This is a genomic window from Pontibacter fetidus (genome assembly GCF_010119545.1).
In the GTDB taxonomy this organism is placed as follows: domain Bacteria; phylum Bacteroidota; class Bacteroidia; order Cytophagales; family Hymenobacteraceae; genus Pontibacter; species Pontibacter fetidus.
Genome location: NZ_JAAEAA010000004.1, coordinates 224,247 through 241,757 on the forward strand (window position 1 = coordinate 224,247; position 17,511 = coordinate 241,757).

General features: G+C 45.8%; 17 protein-coding genes. 14 read left to right on the plus strand and 3 right to left on the minus strand.

All coding sequences use genetic code 11. The features are described 5' to 3' along the window. Positions 1-9: 9 nt before the first annotated feature. The 6 genes from GWO68_RS04665 to GWO68_RS04690 all read left to right on the plus strand — a co-directional run bounded on the left by GWO68_RS04665 (position 10) and on the right by GWO68_RS04690 (position 4,424). A complete protein-coding gene (locus GWO68_RS04665) occupies positions 10-597 on the plus strand; it encodes a carboxymuconolactone decarboxylase family protein (protein WP_162345253.1) in 588 nt (195 codons plus the stop codon). Between the two features lie 763 nt (positions 598-1,360). Next, entirely contained in the window at positions 1,361-1,909 is a 549-nt protein-coding gene (locus GWO68_RS04670) for a 30S ribosomal protein S16 (protein ID WP_162345254.1), read from the plus strand. Positions 1,910-1,921: 12 nt separating this feature from the next. Next, positions 1,922-2,503 (plus strand): ribosome maturation factor RimM, encoded by a 582-nt coding sequence (gene rimM, locus GWO68_RS04675; RefSeq protein WP_162345255.1) that lies wholly within the window; start codon positions 1,922-1,924, stop codon positions 2,501-2,503. Then, the gene (gene trmD / locus GWO68_RS04680; RefSeq protein WP_162345256.1) at positions 2,503-3,180 is read left to right on the plus strand and encodes a tRNA (guanosine(37)-N1)-methyltransferase TrmD; all 678 of its coding nucleotides are present in this window, start codon (positions 2,503-2,505) and stop codon (positions 3,178-3,180) included. Before rimM ends, trmD begins: the two co-directional genes overlap by 1 nt. Positions 3,181-3,329: 149 nt before the next feature. Beyond that, entirely contained in the window at positions 3,330-3,683 is a 354-nt protein-coding gene (rplS, locus tag GWO68_RS04685) for a 50S ribosomal protein L19 (RefSeq protein WP_162345257.1), read from the plus strand. A 150-nt stretch (positions 3,684-3,833) separates the two neighbouring features. After that, on the plus strand, positions 3,834-4,424 hold the full coding sequence (locus GWO68_RS04690; RefSeq protein ID WP_162345258.1) for an inorganic diphosphatase: 591 nt from the start codon (positions 3,834-3,836) through the stop codon (positions 4,422-4,424). Between the two features lie 666 nt (positions 4,425-5,090). Here GWO68_RS04690 and GWO68_RS04695 read toward each other — a convergent pair. Continuing rightward, the gene (locus GWO68_RS04695) at positions 5,091-5,801 is read right to left on the minus strand and encodes a coiled-coil domain-containing protein (RefSeq protein WP_162345259.1); all 711 of its coding nucleotides are present in this window, start codon (positions 5,799-5,801) and stop codon (positions 5,091-5,093) included. A 217-nt stretch (positions 5,802-6,018) separates the two neighbouring features. On the opposite strand from GWO68_RS04695, the gene GWO68_RS04700 reads away from it, so the two are divergent. The 3 genes from GWO68_RS04700 to GWO68_RS04710 all read left to right on the plus strand — a co-directional run bounded on the left by GWO68_RS04700 (position 6,019) and on the right by GWO68_RS04710 (position 8,107). After that, positions 6,019-6,426 (plus strand): 6-pyruvoyl trahydropterin synthase family protein, encoded by a 408-nt coding sequence (locus GWO68_RS04700; RefSeq protein WP_162345260.1) that lies wholly within the window; start codon positions 6,019-6,021, stop codon positions 6,424-6,426. After that, on the plus strand, positions 6,389-7,084 hold the full coding sequence (folE, locus tag GWO68_RS04705; RefSeq protein ID WP_202923670.1) for a GTP cyclohydrolase I FolE: 696 nt from the start codon (positions 6,389-6,391) through the stop codon (positions 7,082-7,084). The genes GWO68_RS04700 and folE overlap by 38 nt, the downstream gene beginning before the upstream one ends. 108 nt (positions 7,085-7,192) lie before the next feature. After that, positions 7,193-8,107 (plus strand): TIGR01777 family oxidoreductase, encoded by a 915-nt coding sequence (locus GWO68_RS04710; protein WP_162345261.1) that lies wholly within the window; start codon positions 7,193-7,195, stop codon positions 8,105-8,107. 80 nt (positions 8,108-8,187) lie between these two features. Here the strand turns inward: GWO68_RS04710 and GWO68_RS04715 are convergent, their stop codons facing one another. Next, entirely contained in the window at positions 8,188-10,545 is a 2,358-nt protein-coding gene (locus GWO68_RS04715) for a penicillin-binding protein 1A (RefSeq protein WP_162345262.1), read from the minus strand. 185 nt (positions 10,546-10,730) lie between these two features. Between GWO68_RS04715 and GWO68_RS04720 the strand changes: the two genes are divergently transcribed. The 4 genes from GWO68_RS04720 (at position 10,731) to GWO68_RS04735 (ending at position 13,789) form a co-directional block, all read left to right on the plus strand. Further along, entirely contained in the window at positions 10,731-11,231 is a 501-nt protein-coding gene (locus tag GWO68_RS04720; protein WP_162345263.1) for a hypothetical protein, read from the plus strand. A 211-nt stretch (positions 11,232-11,442) separates the two neighbouring features. Beyond that, positions 11,443-12,234, plus strand: coding sequence for a class I SAM-dependent methyltransferase (locus GWO68_RS04725; RefSeq protein ID WP_162345264.1), 792 nt, complete (start codon positions 11,443-11,445; stop codon positions 12,232-12,234). 130 nt (positions 12,235-12,364) lie between these two features. Then, the gene (locus GWO68_RS04730) at positions 12,365-13,243 is read left to right on the plus strand and encodes a UbiA family prenyltransferase (protein WP_162345265.1); all 879 of its coding nucleotides are present in this window, start codon (positions 12,365-12,367) and stop codon (positions 13,241-13,243) included. A 72-nt stretch (positions 13,244-13,315) separates the two neighbouring features. Beyond that, positions 13,316-13,789: a DUF2938 domain-containing protein gene (locus GWO68_RS04735; RefSeq protein ID WP_162345266.1), complete on the plus strand. Its 474-nt coding sequence runs from the start codon at positions 13,316-13,318 to the stop codon at positions 13,787-13,789. A gap of 237 nt (positions 13,790-14,026) precedes the next feature. Here GWO68_RS04735 and rho read toward each other — a convergent pair whose 3' ends face one another. Then, the gene (rho, locus tag GWO68_RS04740; RefSeq protein WP_162345267.1) at positions 14,027-15,832 is read right to left on the minus strand and encodes a transcription termination factor Rho; all 1,806 of its coding nucleotides are present in this window, start codon (positions 15,830-15,832) and stop codon (positions 14,027-14,029) included. Between the two features lie 283 nt (positions 15,833-16,115). Between rho and serS the strand changes: the two genes are divergently transcribed. Beyond that, positions 16,116-17,390, plus strand: coding sequence for a serine--tRNA ligase (serS, locus tag GWO68_RS04745; RefSeq protein ID WP_162345268.1), 1,275 nt, complete (start codon positions 16,116-16,118; stop codon positions 17,388-17,390). Positions 17,391-17,511 lie beyond the last annotated feature (121 nt).

Genomic DNA, 17,511 nt, shown 5'->3' on the forward strand with positions numbered 1-17,511 from the left:
ATAAACTATATGCTGACTGCAACACAAGAAACCAAAACCGACCTGCTGCGCGACCTGGGACTTTCAGAAGAAACAACATTTCAGGCTTTAGAAAAACTGACCGATACAGAATCGCGTTACCTGCGCGACCTACGTGTAAACCTTAAAACTGCCCTTGCCAGCGAGACCTTAACATTAAAAGAAGCTTACCTGCTTGCCCTTTCGGCAGCTGCCAACCAAGAGAACGATGTACTGAGCAAAGCTTTTGAAGAAAAGGCCTTAGAGAACGGGGCCGGACAAGGCGAAGTAGCCGAAGCTATTGCCTGTGCTTCGTTACTGGCTACAAATAACATTCTTTACCGCTTCCGTCACTTTGCACACAAAGATGTATATGAGCAACTACCGGCTCGCGTAAAAATGAATATTATGGCAAACCCTGTGCTCGGCAAAGAGTTTTTTGAGTTGGTAAGCCTGGCCGTTTCGGCCATTAATGGTTGCGAACGTTGTGTAAATGCTCACGAAGCATCCGTTCTGAAATTAGGAGCCACCGAAACCCGTATTTTCGATGCGATTCGGGTAGCTGCTGTGGTGGTCGGCTTAAGTAAGCTCATACGATAAAACCAAATACAACTAATCTATACTCCGAAAGCGCCTGTAGTTTCTGCAGGCGTTTTTTTTACTACATACCTGCCCTCTTCTAAAAACAGGAGAAAGAGTTTATTTGCTGCTGCTCATATTGTCATTTCGAACAACATGAGAAATCCGGGTTCAATAGTTAGCGTTTTAACCCACCCCGAACCCATCTCAAGAAGGGAATTTCTGCTTTGGCTATAGTTCTATAGTTCCCGTCCAGTCCCTACGGAACTATAGTCCGATTGATTTCAGTCCGATCAATTTTGAAGCTTACCGAGTCAAACTATAGTTGGTGGCTAAAGTTGAAAATTACAGTCTTTGGGTTGAGCGCCTTTGACTGGTGATAGGCAATCCAACGTACGAGGATAGCAAGAAGGAAGTAGCGCGATGTCCAGGGACGAGGCCTCCCGGCCGGCCAAATTGAAACGATAGGTTAGTAGAGCTTCCAGGAATAAGGTAATTTAAAAGGGTTACTTGATTCAATAATATAGGCTTGAACTATAAATCTCAGATTTCTCTTTTCGTCGAAATGACAAAGTAAGAACTGCAAATTTAAACTATAGTACAATTAAGATCCCTCGGCTTCGCCCGGGATGGCATAGAAACCAACTATAAATCTGCAGCTTACAAACTATAGCTCTACAAAACAAGCATCCAAACTATAGTTTGAAATTACCTAAACTATACTTACCTTTGCGGTTCTAAAAACTGGCGGACGGGTTCCGCCGACTTAACTTATTTATAAAAAATGGCTGTTAAAATCAGACTGGCCCGCAGAGGCCGCAAAAAAGCCGCTATCTACGATATCGTAGTAGCTGACGCTCGTTCGCCACGTGATGGTAAATTCATCGAGAAACTGGGTACTTACAACCCAAATTCAAACCCTGCTACAATTGACTTCTCTGACGAGAAGGCATTCCAGTGGTTGATGAATGGAGCGCAACCAACTGATACTGTAAAAGCTATGCTTTCTTACAGAGGTATCCTTTTCAAAAAACACCTTCAAATTGGTGTAAACAAAGGTGCTATCACTCAGGAAACTGCTGATGCTCGTTTCGAAGAGTGGAAGAACGCGAAAGATGCAAAAATTGCAGGTAAAGTTGAAAGCCTGAGCTCTGCTAAAGAAGCTGCTAAGAAAGCTGCTTTCGAAGCTGAGACTAAGAAGAAAGAAGCTCGTGCAGAAGCTATCCGTCAGCGTGATGCTGAGAAGGCTGCTGCTAACGCACCTGCTGCTGAAGCAGAAGAAGCTCCTGAAGCACCAGCTGCTGAAGGCGAGTCTACTGAGGAGCAAGCATAATTTATTTGTGCCATGAATATTGATGCTTGTTTTCAGCTTGGATACATCGTTAAGACGCATGGCATAAAGGGGCAGGTTGTTGCGTTTTTTGACGTAGACTACCCCGAAGATTACGAAGATCTGGAATCAGTTTTCCTTGAACAACAGGGAAGGCTGGTTCCATTTTTTATTGATGCCATGGAGGCCCAGCAGAAAGGGCGCTTCATCATTAAGTTTGAAGATATAAACACCATTGAGCAGGCTGAAAAGCTTCGCAACACGGCTTTATACTTGCCACTTGATGAATTGCCTGAATTGGAAGAAGACCAGTTCTACTTCCATGATGTGATCGGGTATACCGTAGTGGATGCAAATCATGGCGACCTGGGTATTGTAAAGGAATTTTACGACCTGCCACAGCAGCAATTAATGGCTATGGAGTACCTGGGCCAGGAAATGCTGATACCCGTGATAGATGAGATCTTCCTGCGTGCGGACCATGACGCCAAAAAGCTGCACATAAACCTGCCGGAGGGATTACTCGAAGTTTACACCCAACCTAGCACCCCTGATGATGCCGATGAAGCGGACGAGCGTGCGGAGGAGGAAAAATAATGCGTATCGATATTATCAGCTGCCAGCCAGACCTGCTGGAAAGCCCCTTCAGCCATTCTATACTTAAACGCGCGCAGCAAAAAGGCCTTGCAGAAATACATGTGCACGACCTGCGTAAGTTTGCCATCAATAAATATGGCCAGATAGATGACTATGCTTTTGGTGGTGGAGCCGGCATGGTAATGATGATAGAGCCTATTGATAAATGCATTTCCGGGCTGCAGGCTGATCGCACCTATGACGCCATTATTTACATGACGCCGGACGGGCAGACGCTGAACCAGAATATTGTAAATCAGTTTTCGCTGCTGCAGAACATTATTATACTTTGCGGACACTACAAAGGCGTGGATGAGCGCGTACGTCAGCGGTTTATAACTCATGAGATCAGCATCGGCGACTATGTATTATCGGGTGGTGAACTGGGCGCGGCTGTTTTGGCTGATGCCATTATCCGGATCATACCTGGTGTACTGAACGATGAATCTTCTGCCCTGACAGACTCTTTTCAGGATGGTTTACTGGCGCCACCGGTATTTACCAGGCCAGCTGAGTATAAAGGCATGCAGGTACCCGATATACTTTTATCAGGTGATGGGCCTAAAATTGAACAGTGGCGTTTTGAACAGGCCATTGAACGAACCAGGCAACGTAGACCGGATTTATTAAACGAGTAAGACTATAGTTTATGCTTTCGGTAACACGAGCCACTAACATATTATAACACAACAAAAAATATTTTTCGGAGCAATATTCTTAAGTAAAAAATATTTACATATCTTTGCAGTCCGAATTCAAGAAGATACTTTAGCTTTAGAACATAGCCATGAGCGAATTAATTAAACTTATCGAGCAGGAAAACACTGACAAACGCGCTTCTTTCCCTGTTTTCCAGGCAGGTGATACTATCAATATCCACGTTAAAATCCGTGAAGGTAACAAAGAGCGTATCCAGCAGTTCCAGGGCGTTGTTATTCAGCGCAAGAACGTTAACACAAACGGCGAAACTTTTACTGTTAGAAAAATCTCTAACCAGATTGGTCTAGAGCGTATCTTCCCACTTCTTTCTCCATCTATCGAGAAAATAGAGCTTGTTAGAAAAGGTAAAGTAAGAAGAGCTAGATTATACTATCTGAGAGGCTTGTCAGGTAAGGCTGCAAGAATCAAGGAAAGAAGATAATACCTGTTTTCACAAATTTTCCATAGTTAAAAAGGAGCCGTTCGAACAACGGCTCCTTTTTTATTGGCTATAGTTTAGAGGCAGCAACTATAGGTTTGACCTGTGCAGCTTTTTATATTTGTGTACATACCAGTTACCGAGATACTCCTTATGCCGCGCTCAACCTATACCCTGCTACTCATATTAAGCATCCTGTGGTTAACAAGTTGCCAGACAGATTATGCTACGTTGCCAACTTATTCCGGTGCCCGGCAACTACAGGCTGTTATCGAAACACCGGCAGGGTCCAGCCATACCGTAAAGTATAACCGCGCATCAAAAGCCTTCGAAAATGACAAGGAAGCAGGTCAGGATAGAGTAATCCGGTTTTTGCCCTACCCCGGTAACTATGGCTTTATACCTTCTACTGAAACGGGAACCAACGGCAGGAATTTAAGTACCCTGATTTTAGCTGAACGTGCCGATGCAGGAACTGTACTGGAAATTATACCTGTGGCCACGCTTCTACTAGAAAAGCCAAACGGAGACTTATACCCGGTTATCATCTCGGTACCAGCACGCCCCAGCGCCCGAACAGTAGATGCCACAGATTATATTACCTTAAGCAGAAAATATCCGGCTGTCAAAAGCATACTTCAGCAATGGTTCATGCATCACAATCACAGCTACCCACTCAAATACGTTGGCTGGAAGGACGAACAGTTTGCTGAAAAAGAGATACAGCGCTGGATGAAGTTGTAATTTTGTAGTTCTACAGATACTGTTTTCACCCCAGCCTTCTCCTTGCTAAGGTGAGGAGTTATTCTGCTATTGCTTATCCATCTGTCATTTCAACCAGAGGGGGAAATCTGAAAGCATTTTAACCCACCCCTACCCCTCCCGAGAGGGGAATTTCTGCCTTACCAATTTTTAAACTATAGTTCCATAGTTACAGACCATGCGCGGACAGGTCGCGACCTGTCCCTACGAAACTATAGCCATGATAAATGTCGAAGCGAAGAAAGTTAAAACTATAGATACAGGTAGCTATCGAACTGATATCAGTCTTTGGGTTGAGCGCCTCGAGAGGTTCCGGTGCCGAAGGCATTGCGAGGAACGAGCAAAGGAAGCGAAAGCAGCGATCAATCCAAAGACGGGGCCTCCCGGCCGTGAGGGAGCCAAGGTATAGTTAAAACGATAGGTGACTAAAGCTCCTAGGATTGGTGGCAACTATAGAAGGTTAGCTGGGTGTGAGTAAGTATAGCCTTCAACCATAGGCACATAAGATCCCTTGACTTCGCTCGGGATGACAAAAGAGAAACTATAGCAAAGACGCTAATAGGAGCAGCGCACGCTGCTAGGTCTGGAAACAAAAAAGCCGGTCACATGGCTGCAACCGGCTATAAGCAATAAGTATAAAGTATTCTTCTACTTCACTTGCATTAACTTAGCACGAACGGCTTCTACAGCTTTCTCCATTTCAAGAACCTGTAGCTTACTGGCTTCCTGCTTTTTCAGGTTATTCTGTACTTCCTGTTCCAGCTTTTTCAGGTCATCGGCATTTTTTACAAGCTCAGCTTCCAATTCTTGCTTACGCTGCTGGTTTTTGGTTATACTTGTTTGTATATCGTTCGCCTGCTTTACAACGCGCTCCTGTTCAGCTATAGTTGCTTTCAATACATCCTCTGCCTGGTTTATCTGTCTGAAGATATCCTCTTTATAAGCTTTTCGGGCAAAGGCCTGCATAAATCCTTCGGCGGCCGCATACTCTTTTGGCGTAGCTTTCTTGTCTACATACGCTACACCCATATCCAGAGACCACCAAACAAAGCTACCTTCGGGGCCACTGCCAACTGTAGAGATAATGCGCATCGGCGAACTTGTGATCGTATCCAGCACGGCACCATCTATAGTATACACGCCTTTGGTAAATTTTACTTTGGTCTTGCCGGTTTTGGCAGTCAGTTGGTCTTTCCAGAGCTTTTCTACAAACTTAGGATCCAGCTGCACGGTAAGCTGCTGCCCTCGTCTGTTTACACCGTTCACGGTTTGCTCACTCTCCTCTACCTTACCCGATTGGGCATTGCACAAACCAGCTGCCATACATAGCAGCCCCAGTAGTAAAGCTTTCAGTCTCATAAATATGGTTGGATTAAAAAATTGATACAGTTGGAATGTAACGCTACGAAAATAACTAAATCAAACGAAAAACAAGATGCGCACCCAGACTAATTTAGCCAAAAATTTGATTTGCCTTTCCGCCGGACTGGCTACCTTTGCAAACTTATAGCTACGTTTATTATTTCCGTATCTTTGGAAGTATAACAATTGCGTATCTGGGATTGTTGGTGATACTATGAATGTAACTGTTTGCCGGAAAGAACACTTTAATGCAGCGCACCGCTTGTATAATGCAGGCTGGAGCGATGAGCAGAATATAGCTGTGTTTGATAAGTGCAGTAACCCGAATTACCACGGCCACAACTATGAGCTGATAGTGAAGCTGACCGGACCTGTAAATGCAGAGACCGGCTACGTGTATGATCTGAAGCAACTAAGCGAACTCCTGAAAACGGAAATTATTGAGCGCTTCGACCATAGAAACCTGAACCTGGATACCGAAGAATTTAAAGAATTGAACCCTACCGCCGAAAATATCGCGATCGTGATCTGGAACATACTCCGGCCACAAATCAGCGAAACTTATGCGTTAGGTATTACACTGTATGAAACTGAACGAAACTTTGTTGAATATAATGGATAACCAGGATCTGGAGAATGACAAAGAAGCCATGGATGACCACCTGATGAGTTCCCTGGAAACCCCGCTTCGTCAGGATGCTTTTGACCTGAGCGACCAGGAGAAGATTGCGATTATTGAAGGGCACTTTAAAGAGATAATGCACACCTTGGGCCTGGACCTGACAGACGACAGCCTGAAGGGTACTCCGCGCCGTGTAGCTAAGATGTATGTAAAGGAAATCTTTCATGGCTTAAATCCTGAAAATAAACCTGATATCCGCCGCTTCGAGAACAAGTATAAGTATAACCGCATGTTGGTAGAGCGCGATATTACGCTGTACTCTTCCTGTGAACACCATTTTGTACCTATTATTGGCAAAGCGCATGTGGCCTATATGCCCGGTGAACATGTTATCGGGTTATCCAAGCTGAACCGTATTGTGCAATACTATGCCCGCCGCCCACAGGTGCAGGAACGCATGACCATGCAGATAGCCAACGAACTGAAGCAGGCCCTGCAAACAGAAGACGTAGCCGTACTGATAGAAGCTGACCACCTTTGTGTAATGAGCCGTGGCGTGAACGATGTTACCAGCAGCACAATTACTGCCGAATATGGCGGCTTGTTTCAGGAAGAGCAGTACCGTAGCGAATTCCTGAGCCATATCCGTAAAAAATAAGTTATACCTGCTTACTGATGTTATAGCCTCCTTAAAGAAAGAGCAACGAAACTATATATAGATTACGTATAGGGTATCTTCTATATGCAGTTATACTAACAACTTGCTATGCCTCAAAAAATACTCATTACTGGTGGTTCTGGTTTAGTGGGCACCCGGCTTTCCGAAATGCTTATTGATCAGGGTTACGAAGTGGCGCACTTAAGCAGGCAGCCCAGCAAATTCTCGAAGTATAAAACCTTCCGCTGGGATATAAAAGAAGGCTACATCGATGAAAACGCCATCACCTACGCCGACTACATCATACACCTGGCAGGTGCGGGCGTAGCCGACGAAAAGTGGACCGAAGAGCGCAAACAGGAAATATTAAAAAGCCGTGTAGATAGCGCTAACTTACTATATAGTTGCCTTCAAAAATCAGATCATCATGTAAAAGGCTTTATCTCGGCATCGGCTATCGGCATATATGGCAACTCCGGTGATAATGTGGTGTCTGAAGAAAGTATACTGGCTGATGATTTTCTGGCAGAAGTTTGCAAAGCCTGGGAAGCATCGTCGTGGCAAATAAATACGCTGGGGCTGCGAACCGTTATCCTGCGCTTAGGTATTGTTCTGAGTGATAAAGGTGGTGCACTGCCACAACTGGCTCGTCCTGTTAAAATGATGGCTGGTGCGCCTTTAGGTACCGGTAACCAATATATGTCGTGGATACATATTGATGATGTATGCCGCTTGTTTATAAGAGCGATAGAAGACACTCAGTTTGAAGGCGTATATAATGCCGTGGCGCCACACCCGGTAACTAATAAAGAGTTTACCAAAGAGTTGGCAGAAGTAATGCATAAACCGCTTGTATTGCCTAAAGTACCTGTTTTTGCCTTAAACCTGGTGCTGGGTCAGAAAAGTGGTGTAGTGCTCGATAGCCAGCGCGTAAGTGCCAATAAGGTGTTACAGACAGGCTTTACATTTGAGTACAATTACCTCGACGAAGCGTTGGAATCTTTTTATGATAAGAAATATTAATACATTCCATACTTAGCAAAAACCAGAAAGGCCGGCTATAGTTGTAGCCGGCCTTTCTGGTTCTATACTTTTATACTTGCTTACTGCGACGAATCCCCTGACCCTGAATTTAATTGCTCCAGAATATCAAATAGCTCAAAGTCCGGGCTTAGGGCTGTGGAATCTACTTTTGGCTGCTTCGGCAATACAGTAGTACAGTTATACTTTTTGCTGATCTTAACGGTAGGCCCCGGGAAGCGTCCCATAGTATAGCCCAGCGATTTATCCTGGTAGATCTTCTCCATGTAGAGGCCAAACACAGGCAGCGCCGTTTTAGAGCCTTCGCCCAGGCTTGATGTACGGAAGTGAATGCTGCGGTCTTCGCCACCCACCCAAACACCGGTTACAAGATCTTTGGTTACACCCATAAACCAACCATCAGAGTGGTTAGAGGTTGTTCCGGTTTTGCCACCAATTTCGTTGCCTTTCCAGAGGTCGTATTCCCATAGCGCTTGCGATGTACCGCCTGGCTCTTCAATACCGCCCTTCAGCATGTGCATCATCAGGAAAGCCGTTTCCTCGCTCAGTACTTTCTTTTGCTTTGGTACAAACTGGTGTATCAGGTTGCCGTTGCGGTCTTCGATGCGGGTAATGAACATTGGTTTGGTATGGAAGCCATTGTTCGGGAATGTACTGTAAGCCCCTACCATTTCATAGATAGAAACATCGCTCGGGCCTAAGCCAATAGACGGAACAGACTGCAGCGGACTGGTTATACCTAAGCGGTGCGCATATTTTACAACCGTTTCCCAACCTATCTTTTCTGTAAGCTGAGCCGTAACCGAGTTAACCGATTTACCCATACCACGACGTAGCGTCATCGGGGCACCAGTATATTGCCAGTCAGCGTTTGTAGGTGACCAGGTTTTCTTCTCGCCTTTCTCGACATAGTTTATAGTGATGCGCTGGTCTACAATTTTATCGCAAGGCGAGTAACCGTTATCGATAGCAGCTACATACACAAATGGCTTAAACGTAGACCCCGGCTGACGACGAGCCTGTTTCACGTGGTCGTACTTAAAGTATTTAAAGTTGATACCACCTACCCACGCTTTTATATGCCCGGTAAACGGATCCATGGTCATCATGCCGCCATGCAGGAAGTGCTTATAGTATGCCAACGAATCAAGTGGGCTCATGGTCACCTTTTTCTCTAGCGAGTCATTATCCCAGGTAAATACCATCATCTCGCGTGGTCTGTTCAGCTCGCGGTTAATGGCGGCTACATCGTTGCCATACTTCTTTTTCAGGCGCTGGTAATAATCTGTACGCTTTATAGTTTCTTCAATAAAACCCGGTATCTCTTTGTCCTGCTCGTCTACCCAAGGGTTGCGGCCCTGCCAGTGGTTATCGAAACGGCGCTGCAGGTTACGCATTTGCTTTTGCATGGCCTCTTCGGCATGTTTCTGCATCCGCGAATCTATTGTAGTATAGATCTTCAAACCATCGCGGTAAAGGTCATACCCATTCTGCTTGCACCATTCTTTCAGATAATCGGCAACAGCACCTCTGAAGTATGTCGCAGGGCCATCGTAATGGTTTTCTACACTATAATCTAATTTAAGCGGAATTTTGCTCAGCGAGTCGGCTGCTGCTTTGGTCAGGTAGTTATACTTGGCCATCTGCTCCAGCACGGTATTGCGGCGGCGTGTAGCATTTTCGGGGTTAAACTTGGGGCTATAGTAGGTCGGGGCTTTCAGCAGGCCAACCAGTGTAGCGGCTTGTTCTGTTTTAAGACTATCGGCAGAGGTACCAAAAAACGTTTTAGAGGCCACTTTTATACCGAAGGAGTTGGACCCAAAATCCACGGTATTCAGGTACATAGCCAGGATCTCTTCTTTAGTGTAGCGCTGCTCCAGTTTAATAGCGGTAAGCCACTCTTTGGTTTTCGCAATTACCACATTCAGGCCCGGGATGTGGCCCAGCACACCTTTAGAGTCGTCGGTTCGGGTTTTATAAAGGTTTTTGGCTAACTGTTGGGTAATGGTACTGGCACCACGGGCATCGCCGGTAAAGCTACCATATGCTGCTGAAACTATAGCCTGCGGGTCGATGCCGGAATGTTCGTAAAAACGAACGTCTTCTGTCGCTATCAGGGCTTTCAGCAGCATCGGCGACATTTTTTCGTATCCTATAGGGCTGCGGTTCTCTTTAAAGTATTTACCAATCAGCTCACCATCGGAAGTATAAAGTTCGGATGCCTGGTCGCTGCGCGGGTTCTCCAGTTTGTCAAGGCTCGGAGACGACCCGAACAGGAACAACAGGTTAAACTCTACACACAGCAGGTAAGCTACTATCGTAATAAAGCCAATAATAAAGCTTTTCCAGGCAAACCGGATAATGCTACGGTACGTGGAGGCTGGTTTTGATTCTTTGGTTTCTTCTTGCTCTTTCAGCATTGTATGCAAACAGGGCGTGGGCCCTAAAAATTCCAGATGGCACTTCTTTCGAAATTGATGCAAATATACTTTATGTGGATAACAAACCTGCCAAATAAAGACAAAACTTAGTAAAGTGACTTTTATACACTGATTAATAAATACGGCCTGCCTATCTTTGCCCTAATTCTCTGAAACTATACGTTATGCGTACTCCTATAAAAGAGGCTTTAGATAAACTGATCGGCCTTCCGCTTACAAAAACTACCCGCACCGAACTGGTACAGTATTTCCATTTTGGCAAGGCACATTACACTACCCCGCAGGGGCTTATACTTGATGTAGGAGCTGTTACGCTTGCCCTTAACTGCCCGTGGCAACTGGTGCTACCCAACGGCGACAGCATAAAGCACAGCGAAGTATTTATGCGCAAACGCGAAGCCGGCATGCCAGCCCTTAAATTCGACTGGAAAGTACCCGGTGCCAACCTCCGCGACCAACGTTTGCAACTACTAATAAATGCAGGTGGCGAGCTAACCCCACAAGGCCTGGAAACAACGGACAATAATGGCTTTATACTTCATTTTGAGTATGGCGCTAAACTTATAGTTTCCCCGGATGCCACTAAAGAGCAGGAAGTAAACTGGCAGCTGTTCAGTAATACTGGCGATGGGTTTAGTTTTATAGTTGGAAGTGAGGCAAACTAAATAGCCCATGGCGCGAGCGCCTTCGTCCCGAAATGCTTCGGGATCTGCAACTCGTGACTTGCTATAGTTGGGTCTTTGGCCCAGTGAGTCTGGAGACTCTGTTACACCCTACGTCACGAGTCTGGAGACTCGTGCCAGAGCAAGAAAGCCTAAAAGCAAACATAAGTATAACTAAATAGGCGGATGCGTAGTATGTGCTGTAAAAAAGCATTTGAACATCCGTCTCCAACTTTTTGAGCTCGAAGACCAGCGTTGGTTTCCGCACGTTATCCGGCAGGGCATGCTCGATTTTCTGCGGTTCATGATCTCGAAATTGGGTGCCTACGAGGCGGCAGTTCCTTTGCTACAGGAACTGCTTATCAAAACCAACCAGACGCATATTACTGACCTTTGCTCCGGAGCCGGCGGCGGAATAGAAACTATACAACAAGCGCTTAGTCGGCAAATGAGTGAGCAGATAAAAATCACCCTCTCCGACCTGTACCCTAATATTGCCGCTTACCAGTATCTGCAACAGCAAACTAACGGAAGTATAGATTTCAAACCCGAGCCTGTAGATGCCACTGCCGTACCCGAAAGTATAACCGGTGTCAGAACTATCTTTTCTTCATTCCACCATTTTCCGCCAACTATAGCACAGCGCATTTTGCAGGATGCAGCCACTAAGCGAACAGCCATCGGTATTTTTGAAGGCGCAAAAAAGAGTTGGCTGGAGATGCTGTTGTTATGGTTTTTATTCCCGGTGGTTATACTTGTCGTTACCCCATTTATAAAACCGTTTAAGTTCAGCAGGTTATTTTTCACGTACATTATACCGCTTATACCTGTTGGCATTATCTGGGATGGCACCGTTTCGCTGCTCCGCATCTATACTCCTGAACACCTGCAACGTATGCTGCAAAATATAAACGCTCCAAACTATACCTGGCGCACCGGCCGAGCAGGCAACAAACCCGGCAAACACGTCATCTATCTTATTGGATATCCAAGGTATAGCAGTTAAAAAGTTTGGAAGTTAAAAGGTTAGAAAGTTAAAAAATGAGGTGCTATTCTTTAAACTATAGTTGAGTATTAAATCCTGTTCATTCTTTTAAATCCTGAAAATCCTGATTCAGACAATAAACAACTTAACAATGCAACCCTACCGCGATGCGCTTACTTTAATGCGAATACCTTTTTCGGTGTATTTGATGCCAGTATTTTGGTTTGCGCTGAGTGCCCTGCAGCAGGTTAATGTAAGCCGGGCTATAGTTGTGTTCCTGATCCTGCATGTACTGGTTTATCCTGCCAGCAACGGCTACAATTCTTACTACGACCGTGACGAAGGAAGTATAGGCGGCCTTAAAAATCCGCCTAAAGTAAACAGGCAATTGATGCATCTGGTGTTGCTGTTTGATATATTGGCGGTTGTGCTGGCTATATTTTTATCGCCACTTTTCGGCGCTTCGGTGGCTATTTACCTGCTCGTTTCAAAAGCCTATAGTTACGAAGGTATTCGACTCAAAAAATACCCGGTCATCAGCACGTTAGTAGTTACAGTTTTTCAGGGGGCTTTTACGTTTGCCATGGTGCAGGTTGGAGCAGGCTTAAGTATAGATAAGGTGTTGCAGATGCCCAACGTAGGCTTTGCTATAGTCAGCACCTTATTTTTATGCGGCTCCTACCCGCTTACCCAGATCTACCAGCACGAAGAAGACAGCCGCCGCGGCGACAGAACATTAAGTCTTATTCTCGGCATTACCGGCACCTATGTATTTGCAGCTATCAGTCTTTTAACCGGAACTATACTTTTACTGTGGCTATACTTTACCGCAGACCAGGTACAGAACATCATCATCTTCCTGATTGCAACGGCGCCGGTCTTATACTTCTTTACCAGTTGGGTGATCAGCGCGTCGCGCAACAGGGCAGCCGTTAACTATGAAAACACCATGCAGATGAACAAAATATCATCGGTTTGCATCAGCCTGGCCTTTATTTGTATGCTCACTTTCAGGCATCTTCAACTTTAATTCCAGTGCAGATAGCACAGCGCCAAACCATGCAGCCTAAATGCGTATAAGGTATAAAATCAAAAATTAAACGTGAAGCTGATTTATGTGATATTGGCTGGGCTTGCTGGCACTGCGGCCATGACAACCATTTTATACTTGTTATCCCGGGTTACGAGCCGTGTTATGCAAGTACCACGCTTACTGGGCACCATGCTGCTTGGCCGGACACACCCTGATGGCGGTTTGTCTAATGCGCCTGCCACGTTAATGGTCGGTACCTTGGCCCATTATACGGTTGGTGTGCTATATGCCATTGGTTACCTGGCGCTCTGGGAGTCCGGGGTGGGCACCATTACCGCTTCGTGGGGTGCTCTTATCGGGTTAGCGAACGGCTTGTTTGCCATGATCATCTGGTATTTCTTTTTCATGATACACCCAAAGCCTCCCCACATCCGGCTGGACAGGTACCTGATAGAAATGGTTTTAGGACACATACTTTTCGGCTTTGTAGTCGCTTTTGTATACTATCACCTCACCAACCCGGAATATACTTTCTGGCAATGAGTTATAGTTAGAAAGTTAGAAAGTTAGAAAGTTTGGAAAGTTTGGAAGGTATAAGTTTAAGAGTTGTAGAGACGCAACACTTTGCGTCTTATCAGCTACGAAACGATCAAAATCCTTCACATTTATCAAATCCTGCATATCCTTTCCAATCCTGTAAGTCCTGATTCTAACAAAAACAAAAACGGCCTGCAACTATAGCTGCAGGCCGTTTTTTTATAATTGATGCCAAACTATAGTTTAACCGTTCATCGAGATCAGGAATTCTTCGTTGCTCTTTGTGCCAACCATTCTGTCTTTCAGGAACTCCATCGCTTCTACAGAGTTCATATCTGACATAAACTTGCGCAGTATCCAGATACGGTTCAGCTCGTCTCTGTCCATCAGCAGGTCCTCGCGGCGTGTACCCGAAGCAGGAACGTCGATAGCAGGGTAAATTCTTCTGTTGGCCAGTTTACGATCCAACTGAAGTTCCATGTTACCGGTACCTTTAAATTCTTCGAAGATAACTTCATCCATCTTAGAACCTGTGTCAATAAGTGCAGTGGCAATGATAGTAAGTGAACCACCATTCTCAACGTTACGGGCAGCACCAAAGAAACGCTTCGGCTTGTGCAGCGCGTTGGCATCCACACCACCCGATAAAATCTTACCAGATGAAGGAACAACCGTGTTGTAAGCACGGGCCAGACGTGTAATGGAGTCAAGAAGTATAACCACATCGTGGCCGCACTCTACCATTCGCTTCGCTTTGTCCAGTACAATGCTTGATACTTTCACGTGGCGCTCGGCAGTCTCATCAAACGTTGATGCAATAACTTCCGCTTTTACGCTACGAGCCATATCGGTTACCTCTTCCGGGCGTTCGTCAATCAGCAGGATCATTAGGTATACTTCCGGGTGATTTTCAGAAATAGCGTTGGCTATCTCTTTCAGCAACACGGTCTTACCTGTTTTAGGCTGCGCCACAATCATACCACGCTGGCCTTTACCGATCGGGGCAAAAAGGTCCAGAATACGGGTTGATAATTGGCTTGGCTTGGTAGTTAATTTTAAGCGCTCTTCTGGGAAAAGCGGCGTAAGGTGCTGGAACGGAATACGGTCACGAATTTCTTCGGTGGTACGCCCGTTTACAGAGTCAACTTTTAAAAGGGCAAAATACTTCTCGCCTTCTTTCGGCGGACGGATCTGGCCTTTTACAGTATCACCCGTTTTCAGTCCAAATAGTTTGATCTGCGACGGCGATACATAAATATCATCCGGAGATGCCAGGTAGTTATAGTGTGTAGAACGCAGGAAACCATACCCATCCTGCATCAGCTCCAGTACACCTTCGTTTAAGATTATGCCATCAAACTCTTTAAAGATATTACCGCCCGCATTTGACTGCTGTTGTTGTGGGTTGTTACGACGCTGGTTGTCGTAGCGGTTATCTGGTCTGTTAGTTTGCTGGTCGCTGCGCTGTTCGCGGTTGTCCTGACGTGGCTCGCGTTCAGGGCGCTGCTCGCGGTTATCGTTGCGGTTTTCAGCACGTGGCTCACGGTTATCCATACGCTCACGTGGTTCGCGGTTTTCAGTGCGCTCCGGTCTTGGCTCTCGTGGCTGGTTCTCAGCACGTTCTGCTCTTGGCTCGCGGTTATCGGTGCGTTGCTCTGTTCCTGTTTGTTCGCGGCGTGGTTGCTGTATGCGTTCGCGTTGCTGCTGCGGTCCATGGTCTTTGGCAGGAGCTGCGGCAGGTCTTGGAGCGCGTTGCGATTGCTCAGCACGTACTATTGGTCTTCTTTCTTCCAGGGCTGGCGCTGCAGGTTCTGCTACTTCTACTTCAGTTGTAATTTCAGGAGATGATTCGCTTGCTGGGGTAGCGCTGCCGGCGGCAGATTTGATCTTTTTTGGTAATTTTTCGGGAGGGGTGATGGCTTGCTGATCGAGGATTTTGTAGATGATGTCCTGTTTGCTCAGTTTCTTAAAGTTCTGAACGCCCAGATGCTCTGCAATTTCCTTGAGTTCTGAAAGAAGCCTATCTTTCAATTCTTCAATATTGTACATAAATGTGGTATGGTGTTAATGTAATGCCGGGAGCGTGTTGATACGCAAACGCAGCGAGAGTCTTAAATTATAAATCAGGAAACAGAATAGATTGCGTAGAAAAAGTGAGGCTCAGGAAGGGCCTTCGTAATAAATGCACTGCAATGTTATTGCAATGGCACCTAATTAACAAATATTACGCATCATTTTATGAAAAATGTTTCAGAAAAAGGGTAAAAGATTTGCGAATTGCCACGTACTACGCAAAAAAGTATATTTTTGTACCAATACTTAACACGCAACTATGCTACAACTATCCGTTTTAAGGGAGCAGACAGACCTGGTAGTGGCAGGCCTAAACAAGAAAAACTACAAAAATGCAGCCGCTGAAGTTGCCGCTTTACTGGACCTTGACCAGCGTCGCCGCCAGGTGCAGAGCGAGCACGACGAGTTGCAGGCCAGGGCAAACAGCATCTCTAAAGAGATCGGAATTCTGATGAAGAATGGCGAGCGCGAGAAAGCCGAATCTTATAAAACACAAACTACTGAACTAAAGCAGCAAGCCAAAACCCTGGGTGACCAGTTAACATCACTGGAGGAAGAATTACAGGCTGCTTTATATAAGTTACCAAACCTGCCGCACGAAAGCGTACCGGTAGGCCGTTCGGCAGAAGATAATGAAGTAGTGCTACAGCACGGCGAAATACCGGAGTTGCATGCCGGCGCGCAACCCCATTGGGAGCTTATTCAGAAATACGACATCATTGATTTTGACCTGGGCAACAAGATAACTGGTGCAGGTTTCCCGGTTTATAAAAAGCAGGGTGCCCGTTTGCAGCGCGCGCTTATCAACTTCTTTTTAGATGAAGCCCTGAAAGCCGGTTATATAGAAGTACAACCACCTATACTTGTAAACGAAGCATCGGGCTACGGTACCGGCCAGTTACCGGATAAGGATGGACAGATGTACCACGCCACCGAAGATAACTATTACCTGATACCGACTGCCGAAGTGCCGATCACAAACCTGTACCGCGATGTGATTGTGCCGGTTGAGCAGTTGCCGATCAAGAATGCAGGCCATACGCCATGTTTCAGAAGAGAAGCTGGCTCGTGGGGCGCTGATGTGCGTGGCTTGAACCGTTTGCACCAGTTTGACAAGGTGGAGATTGTGCAGATAACGCTGCCTGAGAAGTCGTACGAAACGCTGGAAGAAATGAGCAGCTACATACAAGGGCTGTTGCAGAAACTGGAGTTACCTTACCGGGTGCTGCGCCTTTGCGGCGGCGATATGGGCTTTACCTCTGCCCTAACCTACGACATGGAAGTATACTCGACAGCGCAAGGCCGCTGGCTGGAAGTAAGCTCGTGCAGTAACTTCGAAACGTACCAGGCCAACCGCCTGAAATTGCGTTATAAAAACGATGCTGGTAAAACTCAGCTGTTGCATACGTTAAATGGTAGCGCCCTTGCCCTGCCTCGTATCGTAGCTGCCATCCTCGAGAATAACCAGACACCAGATGGTATTAACATGCCAAAAGTGCTGCACCCTTATTTAGGGTTTGAAAAGATTTCTTAGGATTTAGAAATTTAAAGTTGTGGAGAGTTGAAAATTATCTCTGCTATAAAACAAAAGCCGCTGATAATCTCAGCGGCTTTTGTTTTATAGTTAGACGCCCACAGGTCTGTAAGACACTGTG